This is a genomic window from Micromonospora sp. CNZ280 (genome assembly GCF_011759515.1).
In genome coordinates this window covers 904456-919216 of record NZ_JAAOYP010000001.1, presented here as the reverse complement: position 1 = coordinate 919216, position 14761 = coordinate 904456, and the positions used below count along the sequence as shown (strand labels likewise).

15 protein-coding genes and 1 pseudogene are annotated in these 14761 nt (G+C 73.5%); 10 read left to right on the top strand and 6 right to left on the bottom strand.

Annotation, left to right across the window (positions count from 1 at the left end; genetic code table 11):
• Positions 1 to 194: 194 nt before the first annotated feature.
• The 4 genes from FHX32_RS04340 to FHX32_RS04325 all read left to right on the top strand — a co-directional run bounded on the left by FHX32_RS04340 (position 195) and on the right by FHX32_RS04325 (position 4354).
• On the top strand, positions 195 to 482 hold the full coding sequence (locus FHX32_RS04340; RefSeq protein ID WP_167179565.1) for a DUF6412 domain-containing protein: 288 nt from the start codon (positions 195 to 197) through the stop codon (positions 480 to 482).
• An 81-nt stretch (positions 483 to 563) separates the two neighbouring features.
• Complete coding sequence (locus tag FHX32_RS04335; protein ID WP_167179564.1) at positions 564 to 1319, top strand: membrane protein insertase YidC; 756 nt, start codon at positions 564 to 566, stop codon at positions 1317 to 1319.
• Between the two features lie 71 nt (positions 1320 to 1390).
• Entirely contained in the window at positions 1391 to 2797 is a 1407-nt protein-coding gene (locus FHX32_RS04330) for a carbohydrate-binding protein (RefSeq protein ID WP_167179563.1), read from the top strand.
• 183 nt (positions 2798 to 2980) lie between these two features.
• Positions 2981 to 4354: a cellulose binding domain-containing protein gene (locus FHX32_RS04325; protein WP_167179562.1), complete on the top strand. Its 1374-nt coding sequence runs from the start codon at positions 2981 to 2983 to the stop codon at positions 4352 to 4354.
• 72 nt (positions 4355 to 4426) lie between these two features.
• Here FHX32_RS04325 and FHX32_RS04320 read toward each other — a convergent pair whose 3' ends face one another.
• The gene (locus tag FHX32_RS04320; RefSeq protein WP_167179561.1) at positions 4427 to 5095 is read right to left on the bottom strand and encodes a DedA family protein; all 669 of its coding nucleotides are present in this window, start codon (positions 5093 to 5095) and stop codon (positions 4427 to 4429) included.
• A 102-nt stretch (positions 5096 to 5197) separates the two neighbouring features.
• Positions 5198 to 5797, bottom strand: a complete 600-nt coding sequence (locus FHX32_RS04315; protein WP_167179560.1) for a DUF1349 domain-containing protein — start codon at positions 5795 to 5797, stop codon at positions 5198 to 5200.
• A gap of 82 nt (positions 5798 to 5879) precedes the next feature.
• Between FHX32_RS04315 and FHX32_RS04310 the strand changes: the two are divergent.
• Both FHX32_RS04310 and fabG read left to right on the top strand, forming a co-directional pair.
• A pseudogene (locus FHX32_RS04310) lies at positions 5880 to 7531 on the top strand (alpha-amylase family protein).
• 81 nt (positions 7532 to 7612) lie between these two features.
• The gene (fabG, locus tag FHX32_RS04305) at positions 7613 to 8371 is read left to right on the top strand and encodes a 3-oxoacyl-ACP reductase FabG (RefSeq protein ID WP_167179559.1); all 759 of its coding nucleotides are present in this window, start codon (positions 7613 to 7615) and stop codon (positions 8369 to 8371) included.
• Between the two features lie 77 nt (positions 8372 to 8448).
• Here the strand turns inward: fabG and FHX32_RS04300 are convergent, their stop codons facing one another.
• The gene (locus FHX32_RS04300) at positions 8449 to 8868 is read right to left on the bottom strand and encodes a hypothetical protein (RefSeq protein ID WP_167179558.1); all 420 of its coding nucleotides are present in this window, start codon (positions 8866 to 8868) and stop codon (positions 8449 to 8451) included.
• On the bottom strand, positions 8861 to 9256 hold the full coding sequence (locus tag FHX32_RS04295) for a hypothetical protein (protein WP_088992162.1): 396 nt from the start codon (positions 9254 to 9256) through the stop codon (positions 8861 to 8863). The genes FHX32_RS04300 and FHX32_RS04295 overlap by 8 nt, the downstream gene beginning before the upstream one ends.
• Before the next feature lie 173 nt (positions 9257 to 9429).
• On the opposite strand from FHX32_RS04295, the gene FHX32_RS04290 reads away from it, so the two are divergent.
• Positions 9430 to 10335, top strand: a complete 906-nt coding sequence (locus tag FHX32_RS04290; protein WP_486480904.1) for a Gfo/Idh/MocA family protein — start codon at positions 9430 to 9432, stop codon at positions 10333 to 10335.
• A gap of 464 nt (positions 10336 to 10799) precedes the next feature.
• Positions 10800 to 11597 carry an ErmE/ErmH/ErmO/ErmR family 23S rRNA (adenine(2058)-N(6))-methyltransferase gene (gene erm / locus FHX32_RS04285; protein WP_167179557.1) on the top strand — a complete coding sequence of 266 codons (798 nt, stop codon included), beginning with the start codon at positions 10800 to 10802 and terminating at the stop codon, positions 11595 to 11597.
• A gap of 57 nt (positions 11598 to 11654) precedes the next feature.
• Here the strand turns inward: erm and FHX32_RS04280 are convergent, their stop codons facing one another.
• Complete coding sequence (locus FHX32_RS04280; protein WP_088992164.1) at positions 11655 to 11846, bottom strand: DUF2795 domain-containing protein; 192 nt, start codon at positions 11844 to 11846, stop codon at positions 11655 to 11657.
• 72 nt (positions 11847 to 11918) lie between these two features.
• Between FHX32_RS04280 and FHX32_RS04275 the strand changes: the two genes are divergently transcribed.
• Complete coding sequence (locus tag FHX32_RS04275; RefSeq protein WP_167179556.1) at positions 11919 to 13175, top strand: erythromycin esterase family protein; 1257 nt, start codon at positions 11919 to 11921, stop codon at positions 13173 to 13175.
• Between the two features lie 55 nt (positions 13176 to 13230).
• On the opposite strand, the gene FHX32_RS04270 is transcribed toward FHX32_RS04275, so the two are convergent.
• A complete protein-coding gene (locus FHX32_RS04270; protein WP_486480903.1) occupies positions 13231 to 13947 on the bottom strand; it encodes a TetR/AcrR family transcriptional regulator in 717 nt (238 codons plus the stop codon).
• A gap of 103 nt (positions 13948 to 14050) precedes the next feature.
• Here FHX32_RS04270 and FHX32_RS04265 point away from each other — a divergent pair, with 103 nt between their 5' ends.
• A complete protein-coding gene (locus FHX32_RS04265; RefSeq protein ID WP_167179554.1) occupies positions 14051 to 14695 on the top strand; it encodes a CatB-related O-acetyltransferase in 645 nt (214 codons plus the stop codon).
• Positions 14696 to 14761: the final 66 nt, after the last annotated feature.

Below are 14761 nucleotides of genomic sequence, written 5' to 3'. Positions count from 1 at the left end.
CCACCTGGCCGCTCATCGTGACCACCATCCGTTTCCGCACCGTCGACGACCGTCGGCCGCCGTGCCGGCAGTGGTTACCCACCGTGGTCACGGCCGGAAACGCCGGCCCGGCGAGTCGACGGGTGTCGCGTCACCGGTGGGTGGCGCGGCGCGACGGCCCGCGGCGGCGTGACACCGGGTCCTAGGCTGGGCCCGTGCCGGGAGCGCTGGGACTGGTGCTGGGGACGTGGGCGTACGCGCTCGCCCAGCTGACCGTGCTCGCGGACCGCCCGGCCGAGCTGCTCGCCGGCGCCGCGCTGGTGCTGCTGGCCACGCTGCTCGCGGTGCACGCGGTCGCCGCCGCCGGTGCGCCGGCGGCCTTCGGGCGGGCGACCGCGCTGCGGGCCCGGGCCCGGCGTCGCCGGGTGCCCCGCCAGGTCGACCCCGACGCACCCGGCCGGCCCCGGCCACGCGCGCCCGGGGTGTGCCCCTCGGCCGCGTAGCCGCCCGCCACGCGGCCGATTCCGCCGTCATCCGCGCCCGCTTCGACGGGCGCCACCCGGAATCGACCGAGGGGTCTCACCATGCTCGCCTTCGCACCGCTGCACGATGCCGTCGGCGCCGCCGGCGCCGCCCTGTCCTGGCTCACCGACCTGCTCGAACCGCTGGCCGGCGGCGCGGCCACCGCCGCCGCCATCGTCGTGCTCACCGTCGCCGTCCGGCTGCTGATCTCACCGCTCACCGTCGCGCAGGTCCGCGGCGAGCGGCGCCGCGCGGCGCTCGCTCCCCAGGTCGGCGACCTCCATCGCCGGTACGCCGACGATCCGGCCCGATTGCAGTCCGAACTGTTCGGGCTCTACCGCTCGGCCGGCGCCAACCCGGTCACCGGCTGCCTGCCGGTGCTGCTTCAGGCGCCGTTCCTGCTGGTGATGTACCGGCTCTTCGCCACCGCTGAGGGCGGCACCGGGCTGCTCGACGAGCGGCTCGCCGGGGTGCCGCTCGGGCACCACCTGACCGACGGGCTGGCCGGCGCCGCCGGGCCGCTGTTCGGCGGCCTGCTGGCGCTGCTGGTGGTGCTGGCCTGGTTGATGTCGCGCCGGATCCGGCGCGCCGCCGCCGCGACCGGGACGGTGGCCGGCGCCCCGGCGGACGGGCCGGGGGCGGCCACCGTGGCCCGGCTGTTGCCGCTGCTGCCGTACGGGACGGTTCTGGTGGCGCTGGTGCTGCCGCTGGCCGCGGTGATCTACCTGGTCACCACCACCGCGTGGTCGGCGCTGGAGCAGGCGGTGCTGCGCCGGCCGCGACCGGCGCCGGCCGGGGCGGGCGTCGATCGACGTTGACAACTGCGTCCGATGCCCGTACAACTCCTGAGAGAGCGCTCTCTCGCCCGTCCCCGCAGAGAGGCACGCCCATGCGACCTGCACCGGCGGCTCCCGCCGCCCTGCCCGTACGACGCCGGCTCCCGCTGGCGTTGGCCCTGCTCACCGCCACCACCACCGTCCTGGCCGGGATCACCGTGACCGCGAACGCCGCGGTGCCGCCGCCGCCTTCGGGGTGGAGTCTGGTGTGGAGCGACGACTTCACCGGCGCGGCCGGCACGCTGCCGTCCGCCAGCAACTGGATCATCGACACCGGCACCAGCTACCCCGGCGGGCCGCCCAACTGGGGCACCGGCGAGATCCAGACGTACACGAACAGCACCGCCAACGTCAGCCACGACGGCGGTGGCAACCTGCGGATCACCCCGTTGCGGGACGGCTCCGGCCGGTGGACCTCCGCGCGCATCGAGACCGTCCGCAGCGACTTCAAGCCGCCGTCCGGGGGCGTGCTGGCCATCGAGGGCCGGATCCAGATGCCCAACGTGACCGGCGCGCCGGCGGCCGGCTACTGGCCGGCGTTCTGGGCGCTCGGCTCGCCCTACCGGGGCAACTACCAGAACTGGCCGTCCATCGGCGAGTTCGACGTGATGGAGAACGTCAACGGCATCAACTCGGTGTGGGGGGTGCTGCACTGCGGCGTCGCCCCGGGCGGGCCGTGCGACGAGTTCAACGGCATCGGCGCATCCCGGGCCTGCCCCGGCAGCACCTGCCAGTCGGCGTTCCACACCTACCGGTTCGAGTGGGACTCCTCGGTCAGCCCGCAGCAGTTGCGCTGGTACGTCGACGGGCAGCTCTACCACACCGTGAGCCAGTCCCGGGTCGGCGAGCCGTACTGGTCGCAGATGACCGGCCATGCCGGCTACTTCCTGCTGCTCAACGTGGCCATGGGCGGCGCCTTCCCGAACGGGGTGGCCGGTTCCGCCACGCCCACCACGGCCACCGTCCCGGGCCGGCCGATGCTGGTCGACTACGTCGCCGTCTACAGCCGCGGTGGCGGCACCACGCCGCCGACCACCCCGCCGCCGGGCGGGCCGCGGGACGCGTACGCGACCATCCAGGCGGAGTCGTTCAACGCCCAGAACGGCGTCATCGTCGAGGCCTGCGCCGAGGGCGGGCAGAACATCGGCGCGCTGCGCAACGGCGACTGGGTGCGCTTCGACAACGTGGAGTTCGGCGCCACGCCGCCCCGGGACTTCCTGGCCCGGGTCGCCTCCGGCGCGGGCGCCGGGGTGAGCGGCCTGGTGGAGGTCCGGTTGGACAGCCCGACCAGCCCGCCGATCGGCAGCTTCGCGATCGCCAACACCGGCGGCTGGCAGAGCTGGCGCTCCGTCCCCGGCAATGTCGCCGGGCCCACCGGTCGGCGAACCGTCTACCTGACGTTCAGCAGCGGCCAGCCGAACGACTTCGTCAACGTCAACTGGTTCACCTTCCGCCGCTGATCGCACCATGAGCCGCACCGGGCCGGGCCCGTGGCATGGGGCCCGGCCCGGTGCTCCCGCTCCGGCCCGGTTCGGTTCGGTTCGGTTCGGTTCGGCGACCACTCTGGACAATAACAGTTAACAGTCTTAATAATAAGCGCCAACGTTGATGGCTGTGGATGTCGTCCGGGTGTGGAGGATGCCGTGAAACGTTCCAAATCTCTGGTGTTGTCGCTGGTCACCGCGCTGTCGGCGGCGGTGGGGGCGGTGTGGGTGGCGTTGCCGGCGTTCGCCGCCGGGGCCACCGCCAGCTTCGTGAAGACGTCCGACTGGGGGTCGGGCTGGGAGGCGAGGTACACCATCACCAACGGCGGCGGCTCCACCGTCAACGGTTGGAGCGTCAGCTTCGACCTGCCCGCCGGCACCACCGTCGGCAGTTACTGGGACGCGCTGCTGACCTCCGCCGGCCAGCGCCACACGTTCACCAACCGGTCCTGGAACGGCACCATCGCGCCGGGCGCCTCGGTCTCCTTCGGCTTCCTGGGCAGCGGCCCGGGCGCTCCGACCAACTGCCTGCTCAACGGCGCCCCGTGTGGCGGCGGTACCCCGACCACGCCGCCACCCACCACGACCCCACCGCCGACCACCCCGCCGCCGACCACGCCGCCGCCGACCACCGGCCTGCCGAGGCACATCCTCACCGGCTACTGGCACAACTTCGACAACCCGGCGGTCGAGCTACGGCTGCGCGACGTCCCCGCCGAGTACGACCTGGTGGCGGTCGCCTTCGCCGAGGCCACCGCCACGCCCGGCGCGGTCACCTTCGCGGTCGATCCCGGGCTGTCGGCGGCGCTGGGTGGCTACACCGACGCCGACTTCTCCGCCGACGTGCGCACCCTGCAGAGCCGGGGCAACAAGGTGATCATCTCGGTCGGCGGCGAGACCGGCCGGGTGGCGGTCAACGACGCCGCCTCCGCGGTCGCCTTCAGCGACTCGGTGTACGCGCTGATCCAGCGCTACGGCTTCGACGGGGTGGACATCGACCTGGAGAACGGGCTCAACCCGACCTACATGGCGCAGGCGCTGCGCTCGCTCCGGTCGCGGGTCGGCGCCAACCTGATCATCGCGATGGCCCCGCAGACCATCGACATGCAATCGCCCGGCACCAGCTACTTCAAGCTGGCGTTGGACATCAAGGACATCCTCACCGTGGTGAACACCCAGTTCTACAACTCGGGAGCGATGCTCGGCTGCGACAACAACGCCGCGTACGCCCAGGGCACCGTCAACTTCATCGTGGCGCTGGCCTGCATCCAGTTGGAGGCTGGGCTGCGTCCGGACCAGGTGGGCCTGGGCCTGCCGGCCGGGCCGGGCGCGGCCGGCGGGGGCGTCGTCGCGCCGAGCGTGGTCAACGCCGCGCTGGACTGCCTGTCCCGGGGCACCAACTGCGGCAGCTTCCACCCGCCGCGCACCTACCCCGGCCTGCGCGGCGCGATGACCTGGTCGGTCAACTGGGACGTGACCAACAACAACGCCTTCGCCCGTACCGTCGCCCCGCACCTCGACACGCTGCCCTGACGCTCGCCGGATCACGCAGACGTGCTGCCCCGCGGCCGGTGTCCGGTCGCGGGGGCGCCACCTCCGGGTGGTTCAGCGGGTGGCGTCGGCGTGCTGGGGGCGGCGGGAGCGGCGGCGCCGGCTCTTCTTCACGACCCACCAGGCGATCATGACAACGAAGACGGCGAGGATCCCGTAGTCGAACCAGTTGCTGTACTGCTCCACCTGCTGCCAGCGGGCGCCGAGGGCGAAGCCGAGCCCGACGAAGAGCGAGTTCCAGATGCCGCTGCCCAGCGTGGTGAGCACGGCGAACTCGGTCAGCGGCATCCGGTTCGCCCCGGCGGGGATGGAGACCAGACTGCGGACCACCGGCACCATCCGGCCGAAGAAGACCGCCCACCGGCCCCGCCGCTCGAACCAGCGGTCCGCCTTCTCCAGGTCGTCCAGGTCGACCAGGGGGAGCCGGTCCAGCCAGCGCTTGAGCCGGTCCTCGCCGACCACCGCGCCCAGCCAGTACAGCACGAGCGCGCCGAGTAGCGAGCCGGCGGTGGCCGCGAGCACCACCAGCACCACGTTGAACCGTCCCTCGCCGGCCAGGTAGCCGGCCATCGCCAGGACGATCTCGCTCGGGATCGGCGGGATGATGCTCTCCAGGGCGACCAGCAGCGCCACCCCGAGCGCGCCGGCCGCGTCGATCACCCCCGCCACCCAGCCGGTGAGCCCGCCGAGTCGGGTCGGGTCGACGTTCTCGGCGAGAGCCATGGGGATCCTTTCCGCCGGCCGGGAAGGGGGATCTGACTCCCCTACCCGATGCCCTGGCGGTCACACCTCACCGTGACCGTGACCGCGCCCACCGTCGCCGGTTCACTCCGGATGCAGCACGGCGTCCGCCGGGCCCCGGCGCCAGCCGGTGAACCGGACCCGCAGCCCGGCCCGGGTCGGCGCGCAGCAGTACGGCCCGGCGGTCGCCGCCGCCCCTGGCGCCAGCGGGGCGAGCCGGACCAGCCGCCACGGTTCCTCGCCCGCCCGGGCCCGGACGGTCAGCGCGTCACCGGCACGGCTGGCCCGGACGGTGATCTCCCGCCCGATCCACTCCGGCACCGGGGCGACCGACCAGTCGGAGAACTCCCGGGTCACCACCGCGCCGACCTGCGGCTGGCCGTCGCTGACCTCCACCCCGGCCTTGACCCAGGTCCGCTCGTCCACCCGGACCAGCACGCCCGCCTGGTCGAACTGCTCGGTGTAGTCGAGCCGGAAGCTCACCTCCACAGCGCTGTCGACCGGAAACGGGGCCAGCAGCGCCGGGGCGTCGTCGTGCACGAAGCCGTAGCTGGTGTGCCGCCACAGGTCGCTGCCCTCGGCCGGCTCGACCACCAGGTCGCCGCCGGGCTCGCAGGTGGACCGGGCGGGCGGGTTCAACCAGTCCCCGGTGGACCAGTCGACCGGGACGGGGGTGGAGTCCATGCCCGGCACCGTACCGCCGCGGGGGCGCCGTGCGCGCGAGCCGGTGTTTGCCGGGTGGTCGGATCGGAGAAGGTAGTCGGGCATGGCTGACCGGTGGTACTCGGAGGCGGTCGTCTACTGCCTCGACATCGACACGTACGCGGACTCCGACGGCGACGGCGTCGGCGACACCCGGGGGCTGCTCGGCCGGCTGGACTACCTGGCCCGGCTCGGCGTGACCTGCCTGTGGCTGCACCCGATCCACCCGTCGCCCAACCGGGACGACGGCTACGACGCCACCGACTTCTACAACGTGGACCCCCGGTTCGGCACCCTCGGCGACTTCGCGGAGCTGCTGCACCAGGCGCAGAACCGCGGCATCCGGGTGATCATCGACCTGGTGGTGACCACACCTCGGACCAGCACCCGTGGTTCCAGTCCGCCCGTTCCTCGCCGGACTCGCCGTACCGGGACTGGTACGTCTGGTCCGACCACGAGCCGGACGACCGCCACCAGGGCATGGTCTTCCCCGGTGAGCAGAACGAGACCTGGACCTACGACAGGACCGCCAAGGCCTGGTACTACCACCGGTTCTACAAGTTCCAGCCGGACCTCAACTTCGCCAACCCGCGGGTGCGCGAGGAGGTCAAGAAGATCATGTCGTTCTGGCTCCAGCTCGGCGTCGCCGGGTTCCGGATGGACGCGGTGCCGTTCATCATCGAGCTGACCGAGCCGGGCAACCCGAACTCGCCGAAGGACTTCGAGTTCCTCACCGAGCTGCGCCAGCACGTGCAGTGGCGGCGCGGCGACGGCGTCCTGCTGGCCGAGGCGAACGTCGAGCCCGACCAGTTACCGACCTTCTTCGGCGACTCCGGCGGCTCGGCGAACCGGCTGCACATGCTCTTCGACTTCATGCTCAACGGCCGGCTGATGCTGGCCCTGGCCCGGCAGGACCCGGAGCCGATCATCGAGGCGCTGCGGGACACCCCGGCGCTGCCCGAGGGCGGGCAGTGGGCCACCTTCCTGCGCAACCACGACGAGATCGACCTCTCCCGGCTCACCGCCGAGCAGCGCAACCAGGTGTACGCCGAGTTCGGCCCGGACGAGAACATGCGAATCTACGACCGGGGCATCCGCCGCCGGCTCGCCCCGATGCTCGGCAACGACCGGCGCCGGATCGAGCTGGCGTACTCGCTCCAGTTCTCGCTGCGTGGCACCCCGGTGCTGCGCTACGGCGAGGAGATCGGGATGGGGGAGGACCTCTCGCTGCCCGGCCGGGAGGCGATCCGTACCCCGATGCAGTGGTCGTACCAGCCGAACGCCGGCTTCTCCACCGCCGACCCCGAGAAGCTGGTCCGCCCGGTGATCGACAGGGGCGACCACCGCTACGACCAGGTCAACGTGACCGCCCAGCGGGGCGACCCGAAGTCGCTGCTGGCCTGGTTCGAGCGCATGATCCGTACGCTCCGGGAGGCCCCGGAGGTCGGCTCCGGCTCGACCACCCACATCGACGTGCCGATGCCGCCCGGGGTGCTGGCGCACCGGGCCGACGGCCCGACCGGGACGATGGTCTTCCTGCACAACCTCGGCACCGTCGACGCCGAGGTGGACCTCGGCATGCTGGCCGAGGAGGCGGACCTGCCGATCGACGTGCTCGCCGACCGCAACTACCAGCCGGTGGGCAAGCTCGACCGCCTCAAGCTGGCGGGCTACGGCTACCGCTGGATCCGGCTGTGCCGCGGCCGGGGCCGCTGAGCCCGGCCGAGCGGGCCGGGTTCGGCCGCGTACGCCTGGGTTAAGCTCCTTCGATCGAGCCCAAGTTACCGGGAGGTAATCATGTCGGAGGAGCCCCGCGTCGCCATCGTCACCGGAGCCGCGCGCGGTATCGGCGCGGCCACCGCGCGCCGGCTGGCCGCCGACGGGATGGCGGTCGCCGTGGTCGACATCGAGGAGTCGGCGACGAAGGAGACCGTCGACGCCATCGCCGCCACCGGCGGCCGGGCGCTCGGCGTGGGCGCCGACGTGGCCGACCGGGCGCAGGTCGAGGCGGCCGTCGAGCGGGTCGCGGCCGAGCTGGGCGCGCCGACCGTGCTGGTCAACAACGCCGGCGTGCTCCGGGACAACCTGCTGTTCAAGATGTCCGACGGGGACTGGGACACGGTCATGGGCGTGCACCTGCGCGGCGCGTTCCTGTTCAGCCAGGCCACCCAGAAGCACATGGTCGAGCGGAAGTGGGGCCGGATCGTCAACCTCTCCAGCACCTCGGCGCTGGGCAACCGGGGGCAGGCGAACTACTCCGCCGCCAAGGCCGGCCTGCAGGGCTTCACCAAGACCCTCGCCATCGAGCTGGGCCCGTTCGGGGTGACCGTCAACGCGGTCGCGCCGGGCTTCATCGTCACCGACATGACCGCGGCCACCGCGGCCCGGATGAAGGTGGACTTCGAGGCGCTGCAGCAGCACGCCGCCGCCGAGATCCCGGTCCGCCGCACCGGCCGGCCGGAGGACGTCGCGCACACCATCTCGTTCCTGGCCAGCGAGGGCGCGTCCTTCGTCTCCGGCCAGGTCATCTACGTCGCCGGCGGCCCCAAGGACTGACCCTTCCGCGCACCACGAACGGCCACGCTCTCCCGGTGAGCGTGGCCGTTCCGCGTCCCTGGGGAGGCAGTCGTAGGTCAGGCGGGGTCGTGGCGGGTGCGCCAGAGCCAGGCCAGGCCGAGCACCGGCAGCACCAGCGGGATGTAGCCGTAGCCGCTGCCGAACTGCGACCAGACCGTCTCGTCGGGGAAGAGTTCCGGGTCGACCAGACTGAGCACGCCGACGCCGACCACCCCGACCAGTTCCACCGAGCAGCAGGCCAGCGCCACCCGCCGACCCGCGGCGCCGGCCCGCGCGAGCCCGACCGCCGCCACGATGTAGACCAGCGCGGCCAGCGCGGAGAGCAGGTATGCCACCGGCGCCTCGCCGAACTTCGTGGCGATCTGCAACCCGGCCCGGCTGGTCGCGGCGATCGCGAAGAGCAGGTAGACGGCGATCAGCAGCCGGCCGGGGCCGGCGTTGGTGCGGTTCCGGGGCGCCGTGCGGGCCTCAGCCACCGAGCACCTCCCAGGTCTGCTGGAGCCGGACCACCACGACCGGCGTGACCAGGCAGACCGCGCATACGATCGCCGACCCCCAGCGGGTCGGCTCCATCCGGGCCAGCACCCAGGCCAGCGGCGGCAGGCAGACCAGCGTCACCAGGTAGCCGGCGAACGCGCCGGGCTCGCCCGGTTGGTCCCCGCCGCCGAGCGCGACCAGCGCCAGCACCGCCAGCGCCAGCAGCGCCACCTCCAGCACGGCCAGCCCGATCAGCTGTACGCGGTCCGGCGCGCGGTGCCGCAGCGTCGCGACCAGGGCCCAGGCCGCGACGAGCAGCGACAGCACGATGGCGGCGGTGGACAGGATCCCGTCCACCGGCGAGCCGGCCGCGGCGGCCGCGGTCATCGGCGGGTGCTCGATTCGGTCACCGGGACAGCCTACTAACCCGTGTAGTACTGGCTTCCGCCCCGGTCGCCCGTCCGGCGTGGGTGTCGAGGGGGCGGGCGGTGGGCGCGGCGACTAGCGTGGATCAGGGGCCGCGGGGCTCGCCGCGGCCGGCGACGACACCGGGGGTTCTCGTGCTGCGGTTCGGCTTGTTCGGCACCGGTCACTGGGCGGCGGAGACGCACGCCGCGGCGCTCGACGCCCACCCGAAGGCCACCCTCGTCGGGGTCTGGGGACGTAACCCGGAGAACGCCGCCGCCCTCGGGAGCCGGTTCGGGGTGCCCACCTTCGACGACGTCGACGCGCTGATCGACGCCTGCGACGCGATCGCCGTCGCCCTTCCGCCGGACGTACAGGCCGACATCGCGGCGCGGGCCGCCAGCGCCGGCCGGCACCTGCTGCTCGACAAGCCGCTCGCGCTCACCCTGGCCGACGCCGACCGGGTGGTCGAGGCCGCCCAGCAGTCCGGCGTGGCCTCGGTGGTCTTCTTCACCCAGCGCTACCACCCGAACGTCACCGCGTTCCTGGCCTCGACGGCGGCGGCCGGCGGCTGGCAGCACGCCCGGGTGACCATGTTCGCCTCGATCTACCAGCCCGGCAACCCGTACGGGGAGTCGGTGTGGCGGCGGGAGCACGGCGCGCTGTGGGACATCGGCCCGCACGCGCTGTCGATCCTGCTGCCGGTGCTCGGCCGGGTGGACCGGGTGGCGGCCGCCGACGGCCCGAGCGGCATCGTGCACCTGCTGCTCACCCACGCGGGCGGGGCGACCAGCACCGTCTCGCTCACCCTGGAGGCACCGGCCGAGGCGATGACCCGCGAGTTCGTCTGCTACGGCGAGAACGGCATCGAGACGCTGCCGCCCGGGCAGGGGAGCGCGGTGGAGGCGTACGGGGTGGCCATCGACCAGCTGCTGGCGGAGATCGAAGCGGGCACCCGGGACCACCGCTGCGACGTCCGCTTCGGCCGTGACGTGGTCGCCGTCCTCACCGCCGCCGAAACCTCCCGCCGCAACTCCTGCACCATCACCGTCCCCGCCTGACAGTGCCGCCGCCGCCCGCCCCACCTGGTTGATCATGAAGTTGTTGTCGGCCGCCCAGGCGTGTCGCGTCGACAACTTCATGATCGACGGGGTCAAGGGGTGGGGAGAAAGTGGGTCGCGGCGTGGGGAGGGTGGGGTTAGGGTGCGGGGCATGTCTGCGCACGCGCTGATCGAGGGGGTCGGTACGCCGGCCGCCTTCGGGCCGCTGCTGTCGGCCCGCCCGCGAGTCCGGCGTCCGGCCCTGGCCGGCTGGGACGCGACCCGCGCCTGATCGACCCTCCGCACGCTCCGGCATCGCCCGTGAGTGACCGCCTGCCCGGGTAGCGCCCGGGTGTGCTGTTCGCGCCGAACCGTCCCGCTCGCCGCACCAGGGCCGTCCGAGTCTCTGACCGACCGGACAGGCCCGCCTCCGCGTGCCGCCTGTCCGTACCGTCGCCGACCGGCGACAGACAGGACGACGACCCGTGGCACCCCGCCGTACCCGAGCAACCGAACGCGACCGGTCCCGTCGCGTACTCTCCCAGAACTTCCTCGCCGACCCGGCCGCCATCGCGCGGCTGGTCCGGGCGGCCCGCCCCGACCCCGACCGGCTGGTGCTGGAGGTGGGCGCCGGTCGCGGCCAGCTGACCCGGCCGCTGGCCGCCGGCTGCCGGCGCCTGATCGCGTACGAGGTGGATCCGGTCGCCGGTGCGGAGCTGGCCGCGGTCTGCGCGGCGCTGCCCACCGCGACCCACCGGCAGGCCGACTTCCTGGCCACCGACCCGCCGCCGGAGCCGTTCGAGGTGGTCGGCAACATCCCCTGGTCGCTCACCTCGGCGGTGGTCCGCTGGTGCCTGGCCGCCCCAACGCTGCACGCGGCGACGCTGCTCACCCAGCTGGAGTACGCCCGGCGGCGCAGTGGCGACTACGGCCGGTGGACCCGGCTCACCGTGCTCACCTGGCCCGAGTTCGGGTGGCGGCTGGTCGGGCGGGTGCCGCGCACCGCGTTCCGGCCGGTGCCGCGGGTGGACGCCGGCATCCTGCGGCTGGAGCGGCGGTCGGAACCGCTGCTGCCGCCGGCCGCGCTGCCCGCGTACCGCCGGATGGTGGCGACCGGGTTCGACGGCGTCGGCGGCTCGCTCGCGGCCTCGCTGGCGCGGCACCAGCCGCGGGCCCGGCTGGCCGCCGCGCTGCGGGCGACCCGGCTCGACCCGGCCACCCCGGTCGGGCAGGTCTGGCCGGAGCAGTGGCTGGTGCTGTTCCGCCTGCTGCACGCGCGCTGACCGGCGCTGATCCGCGGCCCGGCCGGCCCCACGGGCACGTCGTGGGGCCGGCCGGTGTCAGGCCAGCGTGTTCAGCGCCTCGCTGAGCTCGGCGGGGTCGTCGAAATGCTCGGCCGGCAGCGCCCGCAGCATCTGGAGCATCTCGGTGCTGGCCCCGTTCTCCTGGCCCCAGCGGACCAGGTCCTCACGGGAGACCGGGTAGTCGAGCCCGGCCAGGTACTCCTGCAACTGCACCCCGGTGACGGTCATGTCCGCCGGCTACCCGTCCAGCCGCCCGGCACACCACGGTTTGCCCGCCGGACCCGCCGGGTAGCCGCGGACATGCTGGTTCAGCGGCTCGGCGCGCCGAGCGACTTCGACCCGTTGCTGGAACGCGTCCGGGACGCCCGGATAGTGATGCTCGGCGAGGCCACCCACGGCAGTTACGACTACTACCGGCTCCGCGAGCAGCTCACCCGGCGGTTGATCGCCGAATGCGGGTTCTCCTTCGTGGCCGTGGAGGGTGACTGGCCGGACTGCGACCGGGTGCACCGCTCGGTCACCGCGGCCCCCGGTGGAGCCGCCGAGCCGGTGACCGCGCTGGAACGCTTCGAGCGCTGGCCGACCTGGATGTGGGCGAACGCCGAGGTGGCCCGGTTCTGCCGCTGGCTGCGCGCGTGGAACCTGGAGCGCCCCGAGCCGGACCGGGCAGGCTTCCACGGCCTGGACGTCTACAGCCTGTGGGAGTCGATGCAGGCGATCTTCGACTATCTGGGCGAGGAGGATCCGGCGTCACTGGAGGCGGCGCAGGACGCGTACCGCTGCTTCGAGCCGTACGGCAAGCGGGTCGAGGAGTACGGGGCGGCCAGCCGGTTCGTCTCCGCCCGGTGCGAGGAGGAGGTGGTCCGGCTGCTGGCCCGGACCCGGGAGCAGGCCGCCGTGGACGGCGCGGACAGCTTCTCGGCGTGGCAGAACGCCGAGGTGGTGGCCGGTGCCGAGCGCTACTACCGGTTGATGGTTGCCGGTGGGCCGGAGTCGTGGAACGTCCGGGACATCCACATGGCGGACACCCTGGACCGGCTGCTGGACCGCTACGGCCCGGGATCCCGGGGCGTCGTCTGGGCGCACAACACCCACGTCGGCGACGCCCGGGCCACCGACATGGCCACCGACGGCATGGTCAACATCGGGCAGCTGGGCCGGGAGCGGCACGGCGCCGACGCGGTGGCGCTGGTCGGCTTCGGCAGCTACCGGGGCACCGTCGTCGCCGCGCCCCGCTGGGGCTCGCCGGCCGAGGCGATGGTGGTGCCGCCGGCCCGCCCCGGATCGATCGAGCGGCGGCTGCACGAACTGCTGCCGGAGCGGGCGGTGCTGGTCTTCGGCGGCGACGACCAGCCCGGCTGGGTCACCGACACCGTGGACCACCGGGCGATCGGGGTGGTCTACGACCCGTCCTTCGAGTCGTGGGGCAACTACGTGCCGACCCGGCTGGGCCAGCGGTACGACGCGTTCATCTGGTGCGACGAGGCGACCGCCCTGCACCCGCTGCCCGCGCTCAGCGCGCCGGGCGAGATGGAGACCTACCCGGCCGGCGTCTGAGCCGGGGGCCACCGGCCACCCGGCACGCGGTGGTCGGCCACCGGGCGGCGGGCGACTACCCGGGTGAGGGGTCGGTGGGTGGAGTTGAAGCGGGAGATTCGGCCGGTGGGGAGGCGGCGCGCAGCGCGCCGGCCCGGGCGGCGGCCAGCGCCGCGTCGGCGGCCCGGTCGGCGACCGCCGGGTCGATCGGCTCGCCACTGACGAAGAGCCGGTAGTAGAGCGGGGCGACGGCCACCCGGACCACCTCGGCGGCGTCGGTGTCGGCGGGCAGTTCGCCACGCGCCACCGCGCGCCGCACCACCGGTGCGGACTGTTCGTGCCGGGCGGCGAAGAAGGCGTGCAGGGCACGGGCGGCCGCCGGGTTCTGCACGGCCGCCGAGACGAAGGCGGTGGCGACCGGCCCGGTCTCCGGATCCGTGAAGCCGGTCAGCACCTCCCGGGTCAGCGCCCGCAGGTCGGTGGCGAGGTCGCCGGTGTCCGGCACCGGCCACGGCTCGCCGCTGGCCAGCTCCAGGGCGTCGGCGATCAGCCCTTCGACGCTGCCCCACCGCCGGTAGACGGTGGTCTTGTGGACGCCGGAGCGGTCGGCGACCGCCTCGACGGTGAGCCCCTGGTAGCCCTTCTCGCCGAGTTCGGCCAGGGTCGCCGCGCGGACGGCAGCCCGCACCCGGGCGGTACGGCCGCCGGGACGAGCGGGACGGTCGCCGGGCCGGGTGGCGGGACCGCCCGGGCCGGCGGCGCGGTCGGCGGGGCGAGCGGGATCGAACGGCAAAAGCAACTCCAGTTGCATTACGACGTGAGCGGTGGCATGCTGATGCTATCGCAACACAAGTCGCGTTTAGGTGCGCGCCGCGCGCCGCGCGGAGAGGAGTCGCATGACCGCCGTCCCCAACCCGACGACCCGCCACCCGCTGCCCGGCTTCGACCGGGTCGCCTTCCTCAAGCCCGTGGTCACCTCGCCGACGATCGAGGTCGGGGAGTACACCTACTACGACGATCCCGCCGGTCCGGACGACTTCGAGCGCACCAACGTGCTCTACGCGTACGGACCGGAGCGGCTGGTCATCGGGCGGTACTGCGCCATCGCCGCCGGCACCCGGTTCCTGATGGCCGGCGGCGCTCATCCCACGGTCGGGGTCTCCACCTTCCCGTTCGCCATGTTCGAGGGCGCCTGGCGGGACGCCACGCTGGACCTCGCCATGGGCATGCCGAGCCGGGGCGACACGGTGGTCGGCAACGACGTCTGGTTCGGCTGCGGCTGCCTGGTGATGCCGGGCGTACGGATCGGCGACGGGGCGATCATCGCGGCCGGTTCGGTGGTGACCGCCGACGTCGAGCCGTACACGGTGGTCGGTGGGAACCCGGCGCGGCTGATCCGGCGGCGCTTCGACGACGACGACGTACGGCGACTGCTCGACCTCGCCTGGTGGAACTGGCCGGCGGAGCAGGTGGCCCGGCACGCCCGGATCATCATGGCCGGCACTCCGACCGAGTTGGAACGCGCGGCCCGCGAAGAATGACCCCACCCCGCGCGCCCCCGGGACACCGACCTCGCGCCGCAGATTCACTGAACGAGTGGCGTCGAG